This is a genomic window from Aquibium carbonis, from assembly GCF_003970795.1.
GTDB classification, from domain to species: Bacteria; Pseudomonadota; Alphaproteobacteria; order Rhizobiales; family Rhizobiaceae; genus Aquibium; species Aquibium carbonis.
Map to the genome: position 1 here is coordinate 35,978 of NZ_RWKW01000012.1, position 22,886 is coordinate 58,863.

The 22,886-nt window shown below is 63.8% G+C and carries 22 protein-coding genes and 2 pseudogenes; 15 read left to right on the top strand and 9 right to left on the bottom strand.

Annotation, left to right across the window (positions count from 1 at the left end):
* Positions 1-32 precede the first annotated feature (32 nt).
* From EJC49_RS04120 to EJC49_RS04160, 9 genes and pseudogenes are all read left to right on the top strand, one after another.
* Positions 33-533, top strand: coding sequence for a TRAP transporter small permease (locus tag EJC49_RS04120; RefSeq protein WP_170314605.1), 501 nt, complete (start codon positions 33-35; stop codon positions 531-533).
* Entirely contained in the window at positions 526-1,830 is a 1,305-nt protein-coding gene (locus EJC49_RS04125) for a TRAP transporter large permease (RefSeq protein WP_126698199.1), read from the top strand. The genes EJC49_RS04120 and EJC49_RS04125 overlap by 8 nt, the downstream gene beginning before the upstream one ends.
* Before the next feature lie 28 nt (positions 1,831-1,858).
* The gene (locus tag EJC49_RS04130) at positions 1,859-3,040 is read left to right on the top strand and encodes an acetyl-CoA C-acyltransferase (protein WP_126698200.1); all 1,182 of its coding nucleotides are present in this window, start codon (positions 1,859-1,861) and stop codon (positions 3,038-3,040) included.
* 102 nt (positions 3,041-3,142) lie between these two features.
* Complete coding sequence (locus EJC49_RS04135) at positions 3,143-3,874, top strand: SDR family NAD(P)-dependent oxidoreductase (RefSeq protein ID WP_126698201.1); 732 nt, start codon at positions 3,143-3,145, stop codon at positions 3,872-3,874.
* Between the two features lie 280 nt (positions 3,875-4,154).
* A pseudogene (locus EJC49_RS04140) lies at positions 4,155-4,420 on the top strand (IS481 family transposase); the annotation flags it as partial.
* Positions 4,421-4,604: 184 nt separating this feature from the next.
* On the top strand, positions 4,605-4,919 hold the full coding sequence (locus EJC49_RS04145) for a plasmid stabilization protein (RefSeq protein ID WP_126698202.1): 315 nt from the start codon (positions 4,605-4,607) through the stop codon (positions 4,917-4,919).
* A 2-nt stretch (positions 4,920-4,921) separates the two neighbouring features.
* The gene (locus EJC49_RS04150; RefSeq protein WP_126698203.1) at positions 4,922-5,548 is read left to right on the top strand and encodes a flavodoxin family protein; all 627 of its coding nucleotides are present in this window, start codon (positions 4,922-4,924) and stop codon (positions 5,546-5,548) included.
* The gene (locus tag EJC49_RS04155; protein WP_126698226.1) at positions 5,545-7,827 is read left to right on the top strand and encodes an FdhF/YdeP family oxidoreductase; all 2,283 of its coding nucleotides are present in this window, start codon (positions 5,545-5,547) and stop codon (positions 7,825-7,827) included. The genes EJC49_RS04150 and EJC49_RS04155 overlap by 4 nt, the downstream gene beginning before the upstream one ends.
* A 28-nt stretch (positions 7,828-7,855) precedes the next feature.
* Positions 7,856-8,197, top strand: coding sequence for an STAS/SEC14 domain-containing protein (locus EJC49_RS04160; RefSeq protein ID WP_126698204.1), 342 nt, complete (start codon positions 7,856-7,858; stop codon positions 8,195-8,197).
* Here EJC49_RS04160 and EJC49_RS04165 read toward each other — a convergent pair.
* From EJC49_RS04165 to EJC49_RS04180, 4 genes are all read right to left on the bottom strand, one after another.
* Positions 8,154-8,978 carry a DUF2243 domain-containing protein gene (locus EJC49_RS04165; protein WP_126698205.1) on the bottom strand — a complete coding sequence of 275 codons (825 nt, stop codon included), beginning with the start codon at positions 8,976-8,978 and terminating at the stop codon, positions 8,154-8,156. The genes EJC49_RS04160 and EJC49_RS04165 overlap by 44 nt on opposite strands.
* 116 nt (positions 8,979-9,094) lie before the next feature.
* Positions 9,095-9,310 (bottom strand): hypothetical protein, encoded by a 216-nt coding sequence (locus tag EJC49_RS04170; RefSeq protein WP_126698206.1) that lies wholly within the window; start codon positions 9,308-9,310, stop codon positions 9,095-9,097.
* Positions 9,311-9,544: 234 nt separating this feature from the next.
* A complete protein-coding gene (locus tag EJC49_RS04175) occupies positions 9,545-11,128 on the bottom strand; it encodes an AMP-binding protein (protein WP_245453253.1) in 1,584 nt (527 codons plus the stop codon).
* A 164-nt stretch (positions 11,129-11,292) separates the two neighbouring features.
* A complete protein-coding gene (locus EJC49_RS04180; RefSeq protein WP_126698208.1) occupies positions 11,293-13,239 on the bottom strand; it encodes a flavin-containing monooxygenase in 1,947 nt (648 codons plus the stop codon).
* 249 nt (positions 13,240-13,488) lie between these two features.
* Between EJC49_RS04180 and EJC49_RS04185 the strand changes: the two genes are divergently transcribed.
* Genes EJC49_RS04185 through EJC49_RS04205 form a run of 5 tightly spaced genes read left to right on the top strand, consistent with a single transcriptional unit; the run spans position 13,489 to position 18,498 of the window.
* Complete coding sequence (locus EJC49_RS04185) at positions 13,489-14,727, top strand: serine hydrolase domain-containing protein (protein ID WP_245453254.1); 1,239 nt, start codon at positions 13,489-13,491, stop codon at positions 14,725-14,727.
* A gap of 31 nt (positions 14,728-14,758) precedes the next feature.
* Positions 14,759-15,898 carry a C4-dicarboxylate TRAP transporter substrate-binding protein gene (locus EJC49_RS04190; protein ID WP_126698209.1) on the top strand — a complete coding sequence of 380 codons (1,140 nt, stop codon included), beginning with the start codon at positions 14,759-14,761 and terminating at the stop codon, positions 15,896-15,898.
* 52 nt (positions 15,899-15,950) lie between these two features.
* Positions 15,951-16,466, top strand: a complete 516-nt coding sequence (locus EJC49_RS04195) for a TRAP transporter small permease (protein WP_126698210.1) — start codon at positions 15,951-15,953, stop codon at positions 16,464-16,466.
* Complete coding sequence (locus EJC49_RS04200; protein ID WP_126698211.1) at positions 16,463-17,770, top strand: TRAP transporter large permease; 1,308 nt, start codon at positions 16,463-16,465, stop codon at positions 17,768-17,770. The genes EJC49_RS04195 and EJC49_RS04200 overlap by 4 nt, the downstream gene beginning before the upstream one ends.
* Before the next feature lie 44 nt (positions 17,771-17,814).
* Positions 17,815-18,498 (top strand): TetR/AcrR family transcriptional regulator, encoded by a 684-nt coding sequence (locus tag EJC49_RS04205; RefSeq protein WP_126698212.1) that lies wholly within the window; start codon positions 17,815-17,817, stop codon positions 18,496-18,498.
* Between the two features lie 287 nt (positions 18,499-18,785).
* Here EJC49_RS04205 and EJC49_RS04210 read toward each other — a convergent pair.
* From EJC49_RS04210 to EJC49_RS04230, 5 genes and pseudogenes are all read right to left on the bottom strand, one after another.
* Positions 18,786-18,904: pseudogene (locus tag EJC49_RS04210) on the bottom strand (DDE-type integrase/transposase/recombinase); the annotation flags it as partial.
* Between the two features lie 6 nt (positions 18,905-18,910).
* Complete coding sequence (locus EJC49_RS04215) at positions 18,911-19,495, bottom strand: SAM-dependent methyltransferase (RefSeq protein ID WP_245453255.1); 585 nt, start codon at positions 19,493-19,495, stop codon at positions 18,911-18,913.
* Entirely contained in the window at positions 19,480-20,244 is a 765-nt protein-coding gene (locus tag EJC49_RS04220) for a PIG-L deacetylase family protein (RefSeq protein WP_126698214.1), read from the bottom strand. Before EJC49_RS04220 ends, EJC49_RS04215 begins: the two co-directional genes overlap by 16 nt.
* Positions 20,187-21,296 (bottom strand): acyl-CoA dehydrogenase family protein, encoded by a 1,110-nt coding sequence (locus EJC49_RS04225; RefSeq protein ID WP_126698215.1) that lies wholly within the window; start codon positions 21,294-21,296, stop codon positions 20,187-20,189. The genes EJC49_RS04220 and EJC49_RS04225 overlap by 58 nt, the downstream gene beginning before the upstream one ends.
* A complete protein-coding gene (locus EJC49_RS04230) occupies positions 21,286-22,347 on the bottom strand; it encodes a glycosyltransferase family 2 protein (protein ID WP_126698216.1) in 1,062 nt (353 codons plus the stop codon). The genes EJC49_RS04225 and EJC49_RS04230 overlap by 11 nt, the downstream gene beginning before the upstream one ends.
* A gap of 33 nt (positions 22,348-22,380) precedes the next feature.
* Here EJC49_RS04230 and EJC49_RS04235 point away from each other — a divergent pair, with 33 nt between their 5' ends.
* Positions 22,381-22,767, top strand: coding sequence for a hypothetical protein (locus EJC49_RS04235; RefSeq protein ID WP_126698217.1), 387 nt, complete (start codon positions 22,381-22,383; stop codon positions 22,765-22,767).
* The last annotated feature ends 119 nt before the right edge of the window (positions 22,768-22,886 follow it).

Sequence of the window (22,886 nt, forward strand, 5' to 3'; positions counted from 1 at the left end):
GCCTCGTCAGAGGCGTTGACCGGATCCTCCTGGTGATCGGGGCGGTGGGATTGCTCGCCATGATGCTGCATGTCGGCATCGACATTCTGTCGAGCCGGATCTTCAACGCCCCGATTGCGATCACCTCCGCGATCGTGACGAACTACTACATGATCGCGGTTGCGTTTCTGCCGATCATGATCGCCGAGTATCGCGGCGCCCATATCGGTGTCTCGCTGATCACCGACGTGCTCCCGGTTGGAGTGCGTCGGTGGATCGAGGTGTTGGTCGCAGTGGCGACCGCCGTGGTCTATCTACTGCTGACACTGCAATCGTGGCGGGAGGCGTCGGACAAATATGCCGCCGGCGCCTTCGTCGTCGAGCAGACGACCCGGATCATCATCTGGCCGGCCTACTTCATCGTCCCCGTAGCACTCGGGGCGATGACGTTCTTCCTCGCTCTGAAGATCGTCCTGCGCGCGACCGGCCAGCAGCCACCGACTGTACCGGAGCCCGAGGTTCTCTCCATTACCCCGGGGGCGAAGAATGTCTGAGATCATGATCGGTCTTGTCGGCATCATCGCCCTCCTGGGCCTGATCGCCGCCAACATGCAAATCGGGATCGCGCTGATCCTCGTTTCCTATCTCGGTCTCTGGGCGCTCGTGGGTGAGCCTGCCGCCTGGGGAATGCTGCAGGTCGTACCCTTCTCTTTCATCTCGAACTGGACGCTGAGTTCGGTCCCGATGTTCGTGCTGATGGGCTATATATGCTACCACGCCAACCTGACGAGCGGGCTCTTCGACGCTGCCCGGCTCTGGCTGTCGCGTCTGCCGGGCGGGCTCGCGATCGCATCCGTGTTCGGCTGTTCCGGCTTCGCGGCCGTGACCGGCTCCTCGGTCGCCTGTGCCGCGGCGATGGGCAAGGTCGCGGTGCCCGAGATGCTACGTCACAGATACGACGCCAGCCTGGCGACCGGCACCGTCGCCGCCGCCGGAACCGTAGGCGCATTGATCCCGCCCTCTATCCTCTTGATCGTGTTCGGTGTGGTGGCGCAGGTCTCCATAACGGATCTGTTCCTTGGGGGTATCGGCGCGGGTATTGCGACGGCGATATCCTACATCCTCGTCATTCTTGTGCGCGTGAAGCTCAATCCCTCCCTTGCGCCCCGCGTGACGGAAGTCGTCTCTTTGCGGGAAAAACTTGCCGCCCTGCGCGAGACGCTGCCGATCGTGCTCCTCGTGGTCGGGGTGCTCGGAGGACTTTTCGCCGGGCTGTTCACGGCGACCCAGGCGGGCGCGGTGGGTGCGCTGCTGTCCATCGTCGTGGCGGCCTTCAAGAGAACCTTGAGTTTCGGCGTGCTGCGCAAGGCTGTGGTCGAGACGCTCGTGACTTGCGGCAGCCTCTTCATTATCACCATCGGCGCGTCCATGCTCACCCGGTTCCTGACCCTGTCGGGCATCGGCTGGGAGATCTCCGACGCGGTCCTGGCGTTCGATGCCGGGCCAATCGTGCTCCTGGTGGCCATTGCGGTGGTCTACCTCATCCTCGGCATGTTCCTCGAGCCGATCGGGGCGATGCTGATCACGCTTCCCATCTTTCTGCCGCTGATCCTCCAGGCCGGCATCGATCCGATCTGGTTCGGCGTCTTCGTGGCAAAACTCCTGGAGGTCGGCATGATCACGCCGCCGATCGGGCTCAACGTCTTCGTCTTGAGTTCGACAGTGGGCAAACTTGCGCCGACGGCCGTGGTCTTCAGGGGCGTGCTCTGGTTCTTCGTCGCCGATATCGCGCTGCTGGCACTGCTGATCGCGGCGCCGGACATCATCACCTTCATTCCGAAGTTCTTCTGATCAGACCTCGAATACGGAACCCAGTCCAATGAGAGAAGCAGTCATCGTCTCAACCGCGCGCACCGGGATCGGGCGTGCGTTTCGGGGCGCGTTGAACAACACGAAATCGCCCACGATGATGGGGCATGCGATCCGCCATGCGGTCGAGCGCGCTGGTGTCCATGGCCGGGAGATCGACGACGCGGTCATCGGCACCGTGCTTGCCGCCGGCACCGCCGGCCTCAATGTCGCGCGCAACTCCGTCCTCGCCGCCGGATTGCCGGACAGCGTGGCGGCCCAGACGATCGACCGGCAGTGCGCATCGGGACTGATGGCCATCGCGACGGCCGCCAAGCAGATCATCGTCGACGGCCAGAGCATCGTGGTCGCGGGCGGACAGGACAACATATCCGCCGTGCAGGGAGCCTATTTCGACTGGGCGATGAAGGAGAAGGATCCGAGCGTCGTCGAAATGTCCCGACATGCCTACATGCCGATGCTGAAGACAGCCGAGATCGTCGCCGAACGATATTCGATCTCGCGCGAGGCGCAGGACGCGTACGCGCTCGAATCGCAGCGCCGCACGGCGGCTGCGCAGGAGGCCGGGCGTTTCGACCAGGAAATCGCTCCCTTCGACGCGCTCATGCAGGTCAAGGACAAGGACACCGGCGAGGTCTCGATCCGGCAGGTGCGGCTGGATCGGGACGAGGGCAACCGACCCTCGACGACGCTGGGCTCGCTACAGTCCCTGGCACCCGTTCTCGAGGGCGGCGTCGTGACGGCCGGTAACGCCAGCCAGTTGTCAGATGGCGCCAGCGCCTGCGTCCTCATGGAGCGTTCGGAAGCCGAGCGCCGTGGCCTCACGCCGATGGGCGTCTACCGGGGCATGGCCGTCGCGGGACTTGCGCCGGAAGAGATGGGGATCGGCCCGGTGTTGGCCGTTCCGAAGTTGCTGAAGCAGCACGGGTTGATGGTGTCCGACATCGGCCTGTGGGAACTGAACGAGGCGTTCGCATGCCAGGCGATCTACTGCCGCGACACGCTCGGCATCGACCCGGACATCTACAACGTGAACGGAGGCGCGATCTCCATCGGACACCCCTATGGAATGACCGGCAGTCGCGTCGTGGGGCACTCGTTGATCGAAGGTCGGCGGCGGGGCGTTCGATACGTCGTCACCACCATGTGCGTCGGCGGTGGCATGGGCGCGGCCGCCTTGTTTGAAATCTGATTCCACGCATCGAGGAGTTGCCGTGCCGGTCGACTGGTTCGCCCGGCAGGTAGCCGCAGACGCAAACACTGAAAAGACGGCACTGAAGCAGGAGCGTGGCCGATGGGTGAGTTCGACGACCGGCATTTCGTCATAACGGGAGGGGCAGGTGCGATCGGCAAAGCCTGTGCTCACGATCTCCTCTTGCGCGGGGCGCAGGTCACGCTCGTCGACGTTGACGACGATCGGCTGGTGCAGGCCAAGTCCGAACTGGGGCATGACGACCGCGTGATCTCGGTCGTGTCGCGCATTGAAAATGCGTCCGAGGCCGATGCGGCCCTCGGGGCTGCGGGGCGTCCGGTCCATGGCCTCGTCAACATGGCAGGGCTGCTCGAACACGACCCGCTCGATCCCGACGACACGTCGGTGTGGGATCGAAGCCTGGCGGCGAACCTGACGAATGCCTATCATCTCGCGGTCGCCTATCAGCGCCATCGGGATGCCGATGTGGTGGGACGGATCGTCATGTGCAGTTCGCTGGCTTTCAGGCGAGGTACCCCGGGCCATGTGCCCTACTCATCCGCCAAGGCGGGCATCGTTGGCATGGTGCGTGCGCTGTCCCGTGAGTTCGCGCCGCATACGCTGGTGAATGCGGTTGCGCCGGGGCTCATCCACACCCCCATGTCTGCGACGATCGTGGAAGCGCGGGGCGAGCAGTATCTCGCCACGATCCCTCTGAAACGCTTCGGGCGTCCCGAGGACGTCGCCGGCGTCGTCACGTTCCTCTGCGGCGAAGCCTCGGCATACATGACCGGACAGACGATCAATGTCGATGCCGGCATGTGGAATTCCTAGACTCAGACTGTCTGCTCCTCCGCTGTTGCCTCTGGTTCATTGTCCGGTGGTCGGGTCGTCGGTCGCGGTCCTTGCGCTGCGATGGTCAGACGAAGCCGGCAAGTTCGCAGGCGATCGTGTTGGTCTTGGTGGTGGCCTGCTTCCCGGCTCTCGTGAACCTGTGACGACGGCCGTCACGCGCGCATGCACCTGACGCTCAAGCAGGAGGCCACCAAGCCGGCCTCGTTCAACGTCCTTCAACAGCAGGAGCGCTTCGACGACAGAGGCGGTCCGTCGAGCGATACAACATAGTCAAGAGAGCCTGAGGGCCCTCGCCAAACGCTACGGCATCAACCAGAAGACTGTGGCGAAGTGGAAGAAGCGGACATCGGTCGCTGATGTTCCGACCGGTCCGAAGGAGGCGCACTCCACGGTTCTGTCGCTGGAAGACGAGGCCGTCGTTGTCGCTTTCCGCAGGCAGGCGGCGGAAAGACCCGCATGGCGTTCGACGACTGCTTCTATCTGCAGGAACCCAAGCTGATGATGGCTCGTGCCTCTGTCTCCCGGTTCGGTTTCGAAATCGGGGTGATTACCGTGACATATCTTAAGAGTTAAGAGCGCGGATCCTGGGGCTTCCCGCTATTGTGCGCGAGCACATCTCGCGTGGGCCAGACGACCACTACGCCCCACCATTGGGAACATGGCGATGGTTTTCGTCGTTAGCCTTCGTTCTCAACGATGGAGGCCAGCCATGCCGCGCGGCGACAAATCGAAATACACCGCCAAGCAGGAGCGAAAGGCGGATCATATCGCCGAGGGCTACGAGAAGAAGGGCGTCTCCGAACAGGAAGCCGAACGCCGCGCCTGGGCAACCGTCAACAAGGATGACGGCGGCGGCAAGAAGTCCGGGTCTGGTCGTGGCAAGCACACCGGCCATCCGGCCGCGCACAAGGGCGGTGAAAAGGGCGGCGAAGCGTCAGCCTCCCGATCCGCCGAGGAACGCTCCGCCAGCGCGAGGAAGGCCGCGGCGACGCGCAAGCGAAACGCGGAACACAGGGTACGATAGCAATGGCTGGGGACAAGCATCTCAGCGCCTTCGCGCTCAACTGTTCGCTCAAGCCGACGAGAGCATCCGAGAAGAGTTCGACCGACAAGATGATCGAGGACCTGTTTTCGGCCCTCCAAAAGCATGGCGTTTCCGGCGAGGTCGAACGGGCGACGGACTTCGACATCAAGCCGGGTGTCCTGTCCGACGAGGGCGATGGTGACGAGTGGCCTGGCCTGCGCGAAAAGATCCTTGCTGCCGACATCTTCATCCTCGGCACGCCGATCTGGCTCGGACAGCCATCGAGCGTCGCCAAGCGGGTCGTCGAGCGGATGGACGCCTTCCTGTCCGAAGCGGACGACGAGGGTCGCATGCCACCGTCGGGCAAGGTGGCGATCGTCGCCGTGGTCGGCAACGAGGATGGTGCCCATCATTGCCACGCGGCGATGTTTCAGGCGCTCAACGACGTCGGGTTCACCATCCCCGCCAATGCTGGCGTCTACTGGGTCGGAGAGGCGATGAGCGACGTAAATTACGTCGACCTGAAGTCCGTGCCGGCGGCGGTCCAGGAGACCATCGACATGGCCCCCTCGAACGCCGCCCATCTGGCGCGCGTCCTCGGGGCATCCAGCTATCCTGGCGCGAAATGACCCGCCGCGTTTGGCATGAGCCGTATGACCAGCCCACGGGCGGCTGGGGTTCGGTCAAGTCGCTGGTCAAGCATTCGACGCAGCAGAAGGCGGTCTCGGGTACGGCGTCGTTGCTGCGCGATCACAACAAGACCGGCGGCTACATGTGCACCAGTTGCGCCTGGGCGAAGCCGGCCCGACCGCACCTCGCGGAGTTCTGCGAGAACGGCGCCAAGGCGACCTTCTGGGATCTGACGGCAAAGCGAACCACGCCCGACTTCTTCGCGCGCCATACCGTGACCGAGTTGATGGGCTGGTCCGACCATGACCTCGAGAACGAAGGCCGGCTGACGCACCCGATGCGCTACGATGCGGATGGCGACAGATACGTCCCGGTCGGCTGGGAGGAAGCCTTCGCGGCGATCGGGAGCAAGCTCCAGGGTTACGATCCCAAGAGCACCGTGTTCTACGCCTCCGGCCGTGCCTCGCTCGAAACCTCCTACATGTACCAGCTGCTGGCGCGGCTCTACGGCAACAACAACCTGCCTGACAGCTCCAACATGTGCCACGAGACCACTTCGGTCGCGCTGCCGCAGAGCATCGGCACGCCGGTTGGAACCGTTCTTCTGGAGGATTTCGGCAAGACCGACTGCATCCTGTCCTTCGGCCAGAATATCGGCACCAACTCGCCCCGCCTGCTGCACAGCCTCCAGGAGGTCCGCGAGCGAGACGTGCCGATCATCGTGTTCAATCCGTTGCGCGAGCGTGGCTGGGAAAGCTTCGTCAACCCACAGCGGCCGGGCCAGATGCTGACGAACACGCCCACGCAAATCGCGACGGAATACCACCAGGTCCGGGCCGGCGCCGACATTGCCGCCATGATGGGCATCGCCAAGGCTGTCCTGGCGCTTGATGACGAGGCGAGGCGTGCTGGCGCCGCGCGGGTTCTCGACGAGGCCTTCATCGCCGAGCACACCCATGGTTTCGAGGCTTTCGAAGCCATGGTGCGCCAAACCGGATGGGCCGAGATCGAGCTGACGAGCGGCCTCCCGCGCGCAGCCCTCGAATCCGCCGCAACTACCTATGCACGGGCCCGCTCGGTCATCGCCATCTACGGCATGGGCCTGACCCAGCATCGGCTCGGCGTCGATAATGTGCAGATGCTGATCAACCTTCTCCTGATGCGCGGCAACATCGGCAGACCCGGTGCGGGCATCTGCCCGGTGCGCGGCCACTCCAATGTCCAGGGGCAGCGCACCGTCGGTATCGCGGAGAAGACGGATCTGGTCCCGCTCGACAAGCTGGCCGAGCAATTCGGGTTCGAACCGCCGCGCGAGGACGGGTTGAACACGGTCGAAACCTGCGAGGCGATCGTCGCCGGCAGGATCAAGGCCTTCATCGGGCTTGGCGGCAACTTCGTGCGCGCCATTCCAGAGCGCGAACTGATGGAAAGGAAGTGGCGCGACCTCGGCCTCTCGGTCCAGATCGCGACAAAGCTCAATCGCTCGCACCTGATCACGGCGCGGTCGACCTGGCTCTTGCCGACGCTGGTTCGCTCCGAGATCGACATGCAGGCAACCGGGCCACAGATCGTGACGATGGAGGATTCGACCACCTGCATCCACGCCTCGCGCGGCAAGCACCGGCCGGCGAGTGAGCACCTGCTTTCCGAACCGAGGATCGTAGCCGAGCTCGCCAAGGCGACACTTCCGCCCAATCCCAGGGTGCCGTGGGACGCGTGGGTGGCCGATTACACCCTGGTTCGCGACGCGATCGCTGAAACCTTCCCGGATGACTTCCACGACTTCAACGCGCGCCTGGATATCCCTGGCGGCTTTCCCCGCCCCGTTGCGGCACGCCAGCGCAGGTGGGAAACAGATACGGGCAAGGCCAATTTCAAGCTGCCGAAGGCTTTGTTTGCCGGTTTCGACGATGGCACCGATCCGGAGATCTTCCGGCTCATCACGCTACGCTCGAACGACCAGTTCAACACCACCGTATACGGTTACGCCGATCGTCTGAGAGGGATTCACGGTTCCCGAATGGTGGTCATGATCAATCGGGAAGATCGCGCGCGCTTGGGCATAGCCGAAGGCGGCTCCATGCGCCTGACGACGTCGACGGACGACGGCATCATCCGCAGCATGGGAGGGTTCCAGGCGGTCGACTATGACGTCCCAAGCGGAACGATCGCAGCGTACTACCCGGAGTGCAACGCACTGATCCCGCTTTGGCAGTACGCCGAGGAAAGCAAGACGCCGGCAGCTAAATCGGTCCCGGTGCGCATCACGGCGGAATGATCACGTGAGGGCGTCGGGCTGGAACAGGTTGGCTTCGCTGCGCGGCGTCACGTCGACGTTTCATCAGGTGCGACGGACACCACCACGCAGTCCGATGCCCATTCCTTCGATCATTTCCCCGGCGACCGACCGAACAAACCTTTTCGCGGTTGAAGTCCAGGCCAAGATCACCAAGCCGGACACCCAGCGGATGGCCGAGGAACTGTCGACGGCTTTCGAGGCCAAGGGCACGGTCGACATCCTGATCATGATCACCTCCTACCGGGACGCATTTGAGCTTGGTGCGGCGGATCAGTTGGCGCGGCTGACAAACCTGGGCATCAGCTTCACGCCTCCTGGCCAGGATTGGACGGCTTCTCCATCCAGTTGAGGCAACCGACGGGCAACAGCGTGTCGCTCACAAGCAGCGCGCCGCCACGGTAGAGCGCCATCCTGTCCGCGCCGTCGGGAAGTTCGATGGCCCATACACCGTCGTTCTTGTCCGACCAGATCAGCTTGCCGCCAGCTTCTATCGTCGCCGTCATTGCTTGTGCGGGCGTGATCCCAGGCGCGAAGACGACGACCGTCGCAGCATCGTTCAATCGGTTCGGCGGGAACAGTGCCCCCGTGCCTGTCAGCAACGCAAGGGCCGCCACCGCTGCAGGCGCAACAGGGATCTTCGTTCCATGAGTCGGCCCCTTTGGCTTCAGCAGCCATCCCCAGGCCACGAATGCGACCCCAAAGACGACGAACCAAAAGATGTCCCAGACCAGAGGTACGTCGGAATCCATCTTGATCCAATGTATTTGGAGGACCCAGTGCGAAGCGACGCCGTCGAGCATGTGCCAGGCGCCGAATCCGACAAGCGCGTTCGCCACAAGCAGCCGGTCTGCCTTCGGAAGGCCGAACTCGCCGCGAGAGCGCCAAAGCAACCACAGGCCCACGCCGCCGACGACATACATGATGACGTGGAAGAGCCCGTCCGCGAGAATCTGAAAACGAAGGTCGTCGAAACGTCCCCCCTCGAGGCCTGCAAGCAAGTGGTGCCACTGCAGCACCTGATGCAGGAGGATGCCATCGAAGAAGCCGCCGATCGAAAACCCCAGCGTATAGCCAGCCCAGCGGTAGGACGAGGATAGCCCCTGGGGTGAGAATTGAGCATTATCAACCAAGGCATCGCCTCCAGCGAGCTTTCATCAAATCAGCTTCATGCCGAGAAGACTGGCTGAACGACCGATATGGTCTGGTTGTTCCTCCTCAGCCTCATCTAGGTGGCATTCGTGATCGATCAGACGGCGAGAGTGCGGCGATCATCCTTCACCACGATGCGCTTGCCCCGGCGGTGCGGCTCCAGTGTCACCAGCGTCAGCGTGAGCAACGCCTCAGCCTCGTCGAGGACTTGGGCGACCTCGATCGCGGTCCGCTCAGCGATCCGTGCCCTGAAGCCTGCCACGCCGCCATCGTCCGGCACGGCGCCCGGCTTGGCGTCCACCTGGCCCAGCATGGCTTTGCTTCCGCGCTCGGCTTGATGTCGACAACCACACCCTACCGGAAGTTCCGATGACCAGCGCAACGTCGACTACACGCCACAGCCCATCGCGTGGGTGCTCGCGAGCGGCGTTGCCACCGTCCAACTATCCCACGCCATGGGACACGATCTTGAGACGACCGACGACAGTCGGATGGGCTATTCTGCTCGTGTCCCTTATAGCCGGTACCGAACCCGACGCACCGTCGCTTACGAGGACGCTGTCAAACGCTCGCCCTTAATGCGGATACCCGCTGCTTCCCTATCCCAGGTGGTGCCGGTAACTCCTTCAGCGCGCAACTCGTGCTTGAGCACCTTTGCCGATGGTGTCTTGGGTAAGGCCGGAAGCACCCGTACAAAACGTGGAATCATGAAATAGGCCATCCTCCCGCGCAAGAACTCGATCAGTTCGGCTGGATCGATCGTGCGGCCGGCCACGGGCGCTACGATCACCATCACCTCGTCCTCGCCCAGTTCGGAGGGTACGGCGACCGCGGCCACCTCAGATACGTCAGGATGCGTGACGACCTCGGCTTCGACCTCGAAGCTCGAAATGTTCTCCCCGCGACGGCGGATCGCATCTTTCATCCGGTCGACGAAGAAGTAGTTTCCGTCAGCGTCGCGGATGAAGGCGTCGCCAGTATGGAACCAGCCATTGCGCCAGGCTTTCGCGGTCGCTTCGGGGTTCTTGTAGTAGCCCGAGTTCATGCCCCATGGACGATCCGTCCGGACGAGCATTTCGCCCACCTTACCGACAGGCACCTCGCAGTCGTTCTCATCGACGAGGCGGACATCCACCCCGGAACGGGCCTTTCCGCAGGTACCGCGGATCGCAGGATTGGGTTCGGAGATGATCGGCGTCGATATCTCCGTCATGTTGAATATCGTGAAGACGTCGACGCCGAAGCGCTTGGAGAAGCTCTCCGAATTGGCGGCGAGGGGGACCATAAGTGCCAATCTCAGCGGATTGTCCGTATCGTCATCGCGCGGCGGCTGCTTTTCGAGGAAGGTCGCCATCACGCCAAGCAGGAACCCGACCGTGCAGCCGGTTTTGCGAACCGATTGCCAGTAGGTCGCCGTATCGAAGCGCTCAACCACGGCGAAGGACGCGCCGCGCGCCAGCATGCAGAACATAGGCCCCATGCCGCCAATGTGGAACATCGGAGAGTTGATCAGATAGCGGTCATCGCTCCGAACGAAGGTCCAGGTTTCGGGGCCGGCGTTCGTCCACAGGTGCAGGTAGGACGACAATACGCCCTTCGAGGGTCCGGTCGTGCCCGAGGTGAAGATGATAGACATTGCATCCCAAGGTTCGATGGGATGATCCAGCGCGGCGAGCGTGCCCGACGACGGCAGCAACGCGTCCTCATAGCTGACGGCCGGCAAGGGCGCGGACGGCGCATTCCCGCCGACCACTACCAGGCTTTCGAGGCGGTGCAGCGCGATGCCGTTGAGACGCTCGACGAGAGCCGAATGCACCACAGCAAGCCTTGCATCGGAGACGTTGATCACGTGCTCCAGTAGATGACCCTTGTAGGCGGTGTTGATAGGCACATAGACGGCGCCGATGTAGTTGATGGCAAAGAAGATGCGCACCTGCTCGCGGCTGTTGGGCGCGAAGACCAGGACGTGGTCGCCCTGTTTCACCCCGAGCGACTGGAGGCCGATGCCGGTCTGGACGACCAGATCGCGAAACGCCGCGTAGCTCCACTCTTCGCCATCGTCGTCATACTTGACAAGCGTGACTTCGGGTTGCTCCCGAGCGAGGCGATCGATGAGATAGCGTGTTACCACCCGATCGCGGCGCGGAACGCGAGCGTCGGTCGTCTCGGGCGTCGTCGGGCTTTCGCAAACCGTGAACATGAAGTCCTCCCTGTGTTGCTTCGGGCGTCCGAGCGGGGCCTCCTTACCCTGTCGCTCGCGCGCCGCCTCGTTCGGCAGATAGGCCCGCGGCCCCGTCAGGCCACAGCGTCGCTCATCGTGGCAGGCGGAGCGATCGTGTAGTCGCGCGGGTCGGCTCGACGGGTCATCCGCCAGAAGTCGTCGTTGCGCCAGGGCGTGATAGCCACAACCCGGCCACGCTTATTGCGGTACCAGTTCTCCATCCCGGCATGGGTCCACACCATCCGCTCGTGCGCGGCATCGACCCGCTCGTTGTAGGCGTCGTGGACGTCTTGGCGAACCTCGACCGTCGCTGCGTGCTGGGAAAGCATCGTCGACAGGAGGCTCATAACGTAATCCATCTGGTTTTCGATTGGCGCGATGATGCTGCCGCCATGGCCGAGGCCGACATTAGGACCGAGCAGGGTAAAGAAGTTCGGGTAGCCCGGAATAGCGGTTCCGAGATAGGCGCGGGCGTCGTCACCGTTCCAGACGTCGCGCAGGCGGCGGCCGCCGCGGCCGACAACATCCATCGACGAGAGTACTTCGGACGCCTTGAAGCCGGTAGCGAGCACAAGGACGTCGGCCTCGTGCAGGCTCCCGTCGCCGGCGATGAGCGTGCCGCTGCGCACCTCGGCGAGGCGTTCTGCCACGAGGGTGACGTCGGGGCGCGCGACGGTCCGGTACCAGCCATTGTCCAAGAGCATGCGCTTACCAAAAGGAGGGTAGTCCGGAAGCACCTTGTTGAGGAGATCCTGCCGCTCGCCAAGTTCGTCCTTCATGTAGTCGGTGAACTGGCGACGATGGCTTTCATTGATCGCGTTGAGCGAACGCTCCGGATGCGGCCAGTCCGGATCCTTCTGCAGCGAGGGGTGGATGCGATCGTTGAAGGTCCAGGCGAGCCTCTGGCGATACCAGGCCTGGTAGAGCGGCACCTCGCTCAGCAGGTAGCGGATCGGCGCCGGGACTTCGGCACGGAACTGCGGAAAGGGCGCTGCCCACTGCTTCGACCGGGCGAAGACAGTCAGGTGCGCGGTCGTTTCGGCGATAGCCGGAACGACCTGCATCGCCGTGGCGCCATTGCCGACGATCGCGACCCGCTTCCCGGCAAGATCGAGGTCGCGCGGCCAGGCCGACGTATGGAACACCGGGCCTGGAAAAGTCTCGACGCCCGGAATGTCGGGGATATGAGGGATATTGAGGACACCGACGCCCGAGATCACAACGTTGGCGCGCCGCGTTTCACGGTTCCCCTCGGCGTTGACGGTGGTCAGTTCCCACTCGCCGGCCGCTTCGTCCCAGGCGCAAGAGGCGACCTTGGTCCTCAGGCGGATGTGCGGCATCAGTCCGTACAGTTCGGCCACGCCGCGGAAATAGGCATAGAGCTCGTCGCGCAGGGCAAAGTAATGGGTCCAGTCATGGGGGGCGAAACTGAAGGAATACAGATGGTTGGGCGTGTCGACGCCGCAACCGGGATACTGGTTCTCGAACCAGGTTCCGCCAACGGATTTATCCTTCTCGAGGATCTCGAAGGCAATGCCCGCTTCCTTCAGCCGGATCCCTGCGCAGATTCCCGAAACGCCCGCGCCGACGATGAGCACGCGGAAGCCCTCGGGAGCGTCGAGACCCACGGGCCGGCGGGCGTCGGGGCCGAAGCCGAGTCCGGCAGCGATGTTCTCGCCGTAGTTCTCTGGCACCTGCTCCCCCATCGAGACGGAGAGCATCCGAGCCAGGAGTTCGGGCGACGGTTCGGGGAGCGCAGGGGCGCGTCCGTCGCGCCAGGCACAGATCGCGTCGAGTGCGGCGGCACGAACCTTCGCCTGGACGTCACTCGGCAGTCCGCCCGAGTCATTGTCGTCAAGCCCCCTGCCCCGGGTCGGTCGCCATGGCGCCTCCAGCCATTCGAGATTCCCCGTCAGATGAACCAGCACCATGAGCAGCGTGGGGATGTTGGCGATGGCGATACCTTCCGCAAGCCGAGCACGATTGCTGGCCTTTGCTGGCCCGGCGGTTTTCATCGTCATGCAGTCCTCCCTCTCGCGGACGCCTCCGGCGCCGCGGCAGGCGACGCTAGCGCGCCGCTTCCATCCCTTCGCTCTCCCCACCTGCCTCTTGACCAGGGCGAACGATGAAGCTACCGTTTTAAACAATCGCTTTATACATAGGATTTAGCCACTCGTTCCCAGCTGTCAAGCAGGTTTCGGACGAACGGCCCGGGTGAAGGCAAGCGACGGCACTGCGAGGAGAAGCGGTGCTCAGGGAGGAGACTGCACGTGCCCGATCAAGCAGCCCCGGCATTGGCCGAGCTTGCGGTGGCTGATGTCCATGGTCACTGGCATGCGGATTTCGCGCCGGTGGTCGAAGCCTTTGCGGAAAACTTCCGCAGGATGGACGAGATCGGCGCATCGCTCACGGTAATCGCCAAGGGTGCCGCCGTCGTCGACGTCTGGGGCGGCGTCACCGCGCCGGGCGGCAGCGCCTGGACGCGCGACACTCTGAATGTTGTTTACTCCTGCACAAAGGCGGCGACGGCGCTCTGTGTGCATCTGCTGGCGGCGCGAGGCGCGGTCGATCTCGATGCGCCGCTGACCACGATGTGGCCCGAACTTCGTGCGGCGCAGGAGGGCGGCACCATCCGGATGATGCTGGACCATACGATCGGCCTGCCGGCGCTGCGTGAGCCGGTAAAGCCCGACGCAGTAACCGACGCTTCCTACATGATCGCAAGGCTGGAGCGCGAGGAACCCTTCTGGGAGCCTGGGTCACGCCAAGGCTATCACGCTCTGACGTTCGGCTTCCTTCTGGGCGAGGTCGTCGCGCGTGTTTCGGGCCGAAGCCTCGGCGCCTTCTTCCGCGACGAGATCGCCACGCCTCTCGGGCTCGACTTCCACATCGGCCTGCCGGAAGCGGCGGAGCGGCGGGTGGCGCCGGTGTTTCCGTATCGTCCCGCCAAAGGCGAGCCGGACAGCGCCTTCATGGCGGCCGCCAAGACGCCGGGGATGGCGACCAATCTTTTTGTGTTCAATTCGGGCGATTGGGCTTCCCGCGCAGTCAACACTCGCGGCGGGCGAGAGGCCGAGATCGGTGCGGCCGGGGGCATCGCCAACGGTCGCGCGCTGGCGTCAATGTTTGCCGCGCTCCTCGACGGAGGCGGCCGGATCGGCCTGAATCGAGACATCGTGGCGGGCTTCTCGACTGCATCCGCTGTGACGCATAGAGACGAGGTCCTGCGCGTCCCCACCCGGTTCGGCCCAGGCTTCATGCTGAGTATGGACAATCGTCACGCCGGGCGCGGCGGCGAAGGCCTGATCATTGGACGATCCGCTTTCGGACACGTCGGAATGGGCGGCTCGCTTGGCTTCGCCGACCCGGAGGCCGGCCTGGCCTTCGGCTACAGCATGAACCGGCTCGGGGCCGGGCTGCTGCTCAACCGCCGAGGCCAGTCACTGGTCGATTCGACCTATCGCTGCCTCGGCTATCGCACGACCGCGCCCGGCTTCTGGGCGCGCTGACCACACCATTCACCACGTAAGGGAGGAATAGATGAAACTTATGAAATCGGCACTTCTGGGTTGCGCCGCCGCATTGTTGTTCGGCGCTGGGGCCCAAGCGCGCGAACTGACCTTCGCCATCGGCCACCCGCCAGGCTCCTATCTCATCAAGGGCGGCGAGGATTTCGCCGCCACAGTATCTACCGAGACCGGTGGCGATCTCACCGCCAAGGTGTTCCCGATGTCGCTCCTCAACATGGCCGAGACCTCGGCCGGGCTGCGCGAGGGGCTGGCCGACATCGGCACTGTGATGTCGACCTACTTCAACGCCGAGTACCCGCACACCAACCTGATCCTCGACGCGTCGATGCTCCTCAACACGATGGGCGATTCCTCCCGGGGGGTCGAGGGTCTCGCCTACGCGGCGGCGATGGCCGAGTTCATCCTAACCAAATGTCCGGAATGCAACGCTGAGTTCGATACCCAGAACCAAGTCTACACCGGCGCGGCGGGGACACCCGGCTATGCCCTCAATTGTACCAAGCCCGTCGTAACAATGGCCGACCTGTCGGGTGCGCGGCTGAGGATCGGCGGCGCGAACTGGGCACGCTGGTCGCAGGCCGTCGGCGCGACTCCGGTAACGATGTCGGGCAATGAGATGCTCGAAGCACTTGCCCAAGGCGTGCTCGACTGCATCATCCTGTCGGTGCCGGACGTGCAGAACTTCGGCATGGGCGCCTCCGTCAAGCACATCACGCTCGGCGCTCCGGGCGGCGTATACGTCGCCTCGCTGACGAACGTCAACAAGGACACCTGGACTGAACTGTCCGAGGCGCAGCGGACCGCGTTCATGAAGGGCGTGGCCAAGGCCAGTGCGACCGCGACCTGGGCCTACCAGTCCGGCGAGGCCGAGGTTCTCGAGAAGGTCAAGGCGAGCGGCGTCGAGGTGCATCAGGCAGATCCCGGCGTCGCCGCGGCGACGGCTTCCTTCGTCGAGAGCGATCTCGCCGGTCTCGTCGGCGCCTATTCCGAGAAGGGCGTGTCGCGCGGCGCCGAGATGCTCGCCGACTTCGAGGGCCTGCTGTCGAAGTGGGTCGGGCTAGTCAAGGACGTCGGTAGCGCGGAGGCCTTGGCCGACCTCTACTGGACCGAGCTGTACTCAAAGGTCGACGTCAGCAAGCACGGTATCTGATACGAGGCGGGGCCGCGCTTCGCGGCCCCGCTCCCATCCCGAGGACACGCGAATGCACATGCTCTGGCGCGCGGCGACCGGCGTCGCCCGGATCGGAACCATTCTCGGCGGCGTGGCCATTGCGCTGATGATGGTGCACGTCAGTCTGGACGTCTTCTTCCGCCACGTCCTCAACAGCCCGCTGCCAGGCACCCTCACCATGGTGACCTACTACTACATGATCATCGCCACCTTCGTACCGCTCGCACATGCCGAGCACAAGAACGCCCACATCTCCGTCGAGGTGGTGACAGAGATGATGGGCGCGCGTCTACGCCATCACCTGCAGGGCTGGATGTACCTGGCCACCGGCGCGGTGCTGACCCTCCTTGCCTGGAGAGCCTGGAACGAGGCGGTGAAGGCAATGACGCTCGGCGCCTCGCAGGTGCAGGGCTCGGAGACGATCGCAGTGTGGCCGGCCTATTTCGCCCTGCCATTCGGGGCGGGGCTGATGGCTCTGCTGCTGATGCTGCGCTTCCTGGCCTACTTGACCGGGCAGATGGCCCACATGGAACGGGCCGAGCAATGACCGGGGTCGAGCTTGGACTGGCCGCGCTCGCCGGCCTCCTGACGCTGATCGCGCTGCGCATGCCGATCGGGCCGGCGCTGCTCGGCGTTTCCTTCGTCGGGCTGTGGGCGCTGATGGGCTGGCGCGTCGCCTGGGGCTCGCTCGGCGTCATCCCCTATCAGTTCTCGGCCAACTGGATCCTCAGCTCGGTGCCGATGTTCCTGCTCCTGGGCTTCATCTGCTTCCACACGCGGCTGACGCAGGGATTGTTCGATGCCGCTCGGCTCTGGCTGTCAGGCCTGCCGGGAGGGCTGGCGATCGCCGCCGTCTTCGGCGCCTCGGGCTTCGCCGCGGTCTCGGGATCGTCCGTCGCCTGCTCGGCCACCATGGGGCGCATCGCCATCCCGGAAATGCTGAAGGCCCGCTACCATCCCGAACTAGCGACCGGCACGCTCGCCGCCGCCGGCACGATCGGCGCCCTGATCCCGCCATCGATCATCCTGATCCTCTACGGCATCATCGCGCAGGTGCCGATCACCGACCTGTTCCTCAGCGGCATCGCGGCAGGGCTGATCACGGCGGCTGGCTACATCGTCGTCATCTTCATTCGCGTCATCCGCGATCCCTCGCTCGCCCCCTCCATCGCGGATAAGGCGACGATGGCGGAGAAGGTCGCCGCGCTGAAGGAGACCTGGCCGGTGATCCTGCTGGTCATCGGCATCTTCGGCGGGTTGTTCTCGGGCGTGTTCACGCCGACCGAAGCGGGCGCGGTCGGTGCGGCGCTCGCCACGCTGATCGCAGCGGCCAAGCGCACGCTCACCGTACGGGCCTTCGTCGACGCGATCCTGGAGACCGTCACCACCACGTCCTCGCTGATCATCATCGGCATCGGGGCGAGCCTGCTGACGCGCTTCCTCGCGCTGTCAGGCACGGGCGACTGGCTGAGCGGAGCCGTGCTGTCGCTCGGCGCCGAGCCGCTGGTGATAATCGCCGGCATCGTGCTGCTCTACCTCCTGCTCGGCATGTTCCTAGAGCCGATCGGCGCCATGCTGCTGACGCTGCCGATCGTGCTGCCGATCATTGCCGAGACCGGCTACTCGCTCGTCTGGTTCGGCATCCTTTTGTGCAAGCTGCTCGAGATCGGTATGATCACGCCACCGGTGGGCATGAACGTGTTCGTCATCAAGAGCGTCGTAGGCGACACCGTCAGCACGTCGGCCATCTTCCGCGGAATCGTCTGGTTCCTGGTGATGGACCTGTTCCTCGTGGTGCTGTTCGTTGCGATGCCCGAGCTGATCCTGTTCCTTCCCGCCGTTTTCGGCTAGACCGCCTCCCGTCTCTCCGTCGATAGACGCTCGAAAGCCTGTGAATGAATCGTTCCAACACCACTGTCGCCAATCAAGATCAGGCCGCACCGGACCCCACTCGCGAAAAGATCAAGGCTGCCGCACAGCGGCTTTTTTCCGCACGCGGCATCGATGGTGTCTCCGTGCGCGACATCGTCGCTGCGGCCGGGCTGCGCAACGGAGCATCGCTCCACTATTACTTCGGGTCCAAGGAGGGTCTTTTACGGGAGTTGGTTGTGGATGGGGCGCGACGATCGGATTCGGCGCGTCGACGCGCGCTTGAGGAACTGGAACGCGCAGGTGGACCAGTGACCGTGACCGATGTCGTTCGTATCTTGATCGACGTAGAGACCGGGGGACGAAACGAACCCGAAGCGGGTCCGAGTGTCGGGTTTGGTCACATGCGATTTATCGTCGCCCTACAAATCAACCATCGAGCGATGCTCGGCGAAGCGCTCGATGGCGTGCAGAACACCGGATACCTGCGTTGCATCGCCCATATCCGGAAGCTCCTTCCCAATTTGCCTCCGCACATCGTCAACCAGCGACTGATCTTTATGTACATCCTTTTGACGACCGCCCTCGCCGCCCGCGAAGCAGCTTTCGAAGCCGACGTCGGGGGAGGGAAATTGTGGTCTTCTCCAGACGCACTGGAAAACTTGATCGCATCGATTACCGGAATGCTCACCGCGCCATTTCCCAACTGAGCTCACATGGAGGGTGGCCTGTCAGCCTGGTGCTGGAAGGGTGCATCCGGAGGTAGGAGCCCTGCAGCATTGCCATCTGATTCCTTTATGAGCATTGCGCGAACTTTGGGGGTATGAGCATTGCGCGAGCTTTGGGGGTTAAGGCGCTTGCGAAAACTGCCTTTCCTACCGCAACAATCCCGGCGTGCCGGGCGACTGGGGGGCCTTGGACGACGCATGGCGACTTCAGCGTCGAGCTTTGGCTTCTTTTTTCCTGTCGTAGATCCAGGGGCGACGGTTGAATTGCGGCGGCCCCTGCGCCAGATCGCCACGATGAGGGCGTCGGTGACGAGCAGGGCCGTCATCTCAGCCTCATCGCCCAGCCCACGACACGCCTGGAGAACAGATCGACGACTTCCGCGACATACGTCCGTTAGCCGGCTTTGGCAAAGGCTACGCACTGGAATCGGAACTCATCGTGGCGATAGACGAGGCGCATGTGTCGACGGAAGTGGTCCCGGGCAGCCTTCTGGGCAAGACGGGGAAGGATCGCCGCATCATCGAAGTTGCGCAAATGATGCAAGCTGACGATGCGTCCGCCCCGCGCCGTCGCGCGCAGCATCTGGCCGAGCAATCTTCGAAGATCGTTGGGATGCAAATAGTAGAGAATTTCCGATGCCACGATCAAATCGAAAGGGCCGCTGGGCATATCGGCGGGCAGAACCCCGGCGGCCAGCAACACGCGGTCATTCGACCCGATCCTTCGCTTCGCTTCCCGCAGCGCGGTTGGCGACGCGTCCTGCGCTGTCAGGCGCAGACATCGCGGTGCCAGTCGTTTCGTCGTCTCGCCGATCGCGCATGCCAGTTCGAACCCTCGCCCATAGTTGCGATCCCCGGCTGCGCGCAGCAGGATGCCACGCTTGTGCGCCTCGAACGGGGAACGGGTATAGTTCCACGGGTCGATCTCTTGCCGGAACTTGGCCTCGAAGCCGGCGGCTTGGATCACTCGCGCACGCATGGGCGCCAATACACTTCCTCCGGCCCCGTCAGACGTTCGATCGTGCGGTCGCTCAGGACGAAAGCAGACGGATCATCCAAGATGAGTTGGCCAAGCTGGGATCGATGGGCCCTGACCGCATGCTTTTTGGCGTCCACCACGTCGGAAATGTCGAACCTCAGGATCTCCATTTCGATCGGTCGCGGTCGGTCCTCCGGCAAGCCGAGCTCGTCGAGCCAGATGGCGTATTCCAGAACTTCGCAGGAATGGTCGGCCGCCGAAAGAGAATCCATCACCAGCGACCATGAATCCCTGTGATCGCAATGCGGATCGCGGCGCCAGGGAATGATTGCGAACGCGGGCGACAGGTAACGCAGGATGGATACCATGTGAGCCTTCGCGATCCTGTAGGCAGAACTGTTCGGCGACGGCATGTCGGCATCCGGCAATCCAAGAAAGCTCCGTGGCGATTGCTCCGCTCCCAGCCGTTTCAAGGCCTCGATCGCCTCCGCCTCCCGACGCGCAGCCAGTCGGGTCCTCGTCCATGATGCGGAATTGCGATGAGACGCCCCTCCATCGGTGACGAACACGGTGTGAACCCGTTCGCCCCTGCGAACAGCCGCCGCGATCAGACCGCCGCATCCAAGCGACTCGTCGTCGGGATGGGGCGCGACGACGAGGATCGGCCCGCGCGGCGGGAACCTGGCGGTCCTCACCCATTCCTCCCGCCGCTCAAGTTGCGGTAGCCAGCCGGGCTCCAGCGCGCACATGCGATCGCCTCACCGAACGCGGCGAACGCCCCGTCCGGATTGGGTTGGCGCAGATAGGTCCGCAGGTCGCGCATGAGACGTTCGAACGGATGCGGCGAGATCATCCCGGCCGCGCCAATGGCTTGCTCCGCCTCCTGCAACACGCACAGGGCGCCCTCTTCGACCACCATGCGGGCCGCGTTCGCGCTAGCCATGAGGTAGGCCTGGAGCTCCGTCGCATACGGGTTGGAGGCCGCCACGATCCAGGCTTCCGCGAGGCGGTCGAGCCAGAGATAGCCCGTCTCGACATGGGCGCCGAGGCGGGCGAGCCGATGCGACTGGTAAGGATTGGCGGCGCGGTTCGTTCGGTTCAAGTGGCTGACGACGGTGTCGAGGATCGTATGCATCCCGCCCACCTGAACGGCGACGAAGCGAATCGCGCCCGCAGAGAACCAAGGTTGGGCGATGTAGTCGTCCGGTTCTCCCAGCAGCCAGTCCTGGCTGGGCTCAAGCCCGGTCAAATCCGCGATGTGGCTTCCCGATGCTCGCATGCCGACCGGACGCCACCATGCGCGGTCGACTGTTAACTCGCTCACCGGAACGACGATCATCTGCCGGCCGGCATCGATGGTGACTGTCACGATGGCGTGCGACAGCCCATCCACACCCGACGCGAAATTCTTCTTGCCGAAAAGCCGCCCGCCCTCCAGCCGCAGCGGATCCTCCGGGACATCGGTGTTCCAGACTCCGAAAGCGCCCCCACTGGCAGCAATGGTTGCGTAGCTCCGCCGCTGTGTGTCTGTGCCGTAGCGATCCATGAGAAAGAAGGCATTCACGTGGCCTTCGAAGAGTCGTCCGACGCTCAGGTCTCCGCGACCAACAGCGGCGAGAAGGCGCAGCAACGCCTTCATCTCGCCCGGTCTGACGGGAGGGTTCGCAAGCAGGTTCGCATGCCTCAACACGTCGAAGGCGGCTTTCGGAAACGCGCCGTCGACGTCGCGCGCCGGAGCGCCTTCGGCGATCTGGCGGAATAGCTCGTCCAGCCCGTCCTGGCTGTCTGGTTCAAGCAGCATTGGCTAGCGCCCCCGATGTCGCGATCATCTGTTCCAGCTGCGCGATGGCCAGAGCGGCCGGCATGGTTCCAACTGCATCGGGGTCGTCGGCGGCAAATCGCGCGATCAGTCCGGGCACCGTCGATCGATAGGACGTCTCCGGAAGTCCCAGACGATCCAGGCAGGGACGAAGGAGCGAGGGCGGACGGCCCTGAAGCACTCGCAACCGTCGGCGCAGGATCAGTCTAGCTTGGACGGAACGGGGGCATTCGACTAGGATCGGCGCTCCGGACAGCTCTTCCCTGATCCAGTTGCGCAGGCATTCGGCCATGCCGCCGGCAGCGCGCCCCACCGTCCTGGCGGACACTGTCACCGAGACCTCGGGGGCATGCCTCAGGCGGAAACCCGCCGCCTGCACTTTTGCCACGAACGCGAGATCCTCGCGGAATGGCAGCGGATCGAGACCGCCGACATCCCGATAGACGTTGTTTCGAACGGCCAAACTTGCACCCGTATGATCATGATGCCGCGGCCAGGGGTCATAATCAAGCGGATCGATCGCCGCCGCCAGCTGGTCGCGCAGGGCGGCATACCGAGCGTGCATAGCAGCGCGCCGAAGGAACTCCGGCCCCAGCAGGTCTTCTTCCTCGGGGTCGCCGACGATCCGTCCGCCGACGAGGTCGGCCCCGGCTGCAATTGCGCGCAGATTGCCGTCGATCCAGTCATCGCGGGGCACGGCATCCGCATCGGTCGTCAGGATCACTCCCGCACGGTCTCCAATCATCGCGCTGCCGATGCCCATAGCCAAGCTTCGTGCAGAACCGACATGGGCCTGCCCGGCGGGAAAGTGAACGTCCACCATGGTCAGGCGCAGCTGCGGCAAGCCCGCCACGGCGTGTCGCGCGGCCAGCCCGGAACCATCATCGGTGTTGTTGAGAACCACGACGATCTCGAGCGGCTCGCGAAAGCGCGTCAGGATCGTCTGGCGGGAAAGGGCACGCAACAGCTTCGGAAGCAGGGCTTCCTCGTTCCGGGCGGGAACCACGACGACGGGCATGCCTGGGTCAATCATGCGATTCTCGATAGGCCATTATGAACGAGATCATTGCCGAACTACGAAGTCGGGCAATCGTTCCAATGGTTTGAAATGGATGCGTTCGTCCGGCCCGATAACCGCCTGTCGGGTTGGGGCGGAATCGTCGATGACCGACACGACCGTGGCGATCTTCTGCGACCCCGCTTCGATGCGGTGCAGGCCTCGACGGCGTTGCCTACCACCTTCTGCGATGCGAGCGGGGCTTCCCGGGCATCGCTCGCCTGGGCACGCGTCTGCCGGATCTTCTCGGATAACGAGCGGACGGTGGCGGTGATCTGCTCGAGCGCGGCGGAAGCCTGTTCGAGGACAGCCGCCTGCTGTTCGGTCCGCTGCTGTGGCAGCATAGTTATCTATGGGGAGAAATTCTGGGCTCCCAAGCCGAATCAGTCGTGCTAAGTATCGCGAACAATATCGTCGATGGCTCGCTGTGGGGAAAACCCGCGGAACAGGTCGATTTTGTGCTTAATTGGGAGAGAGTCCCCCCCTCTCCGCCAGTCCTCGAGGGACTCTTCCCC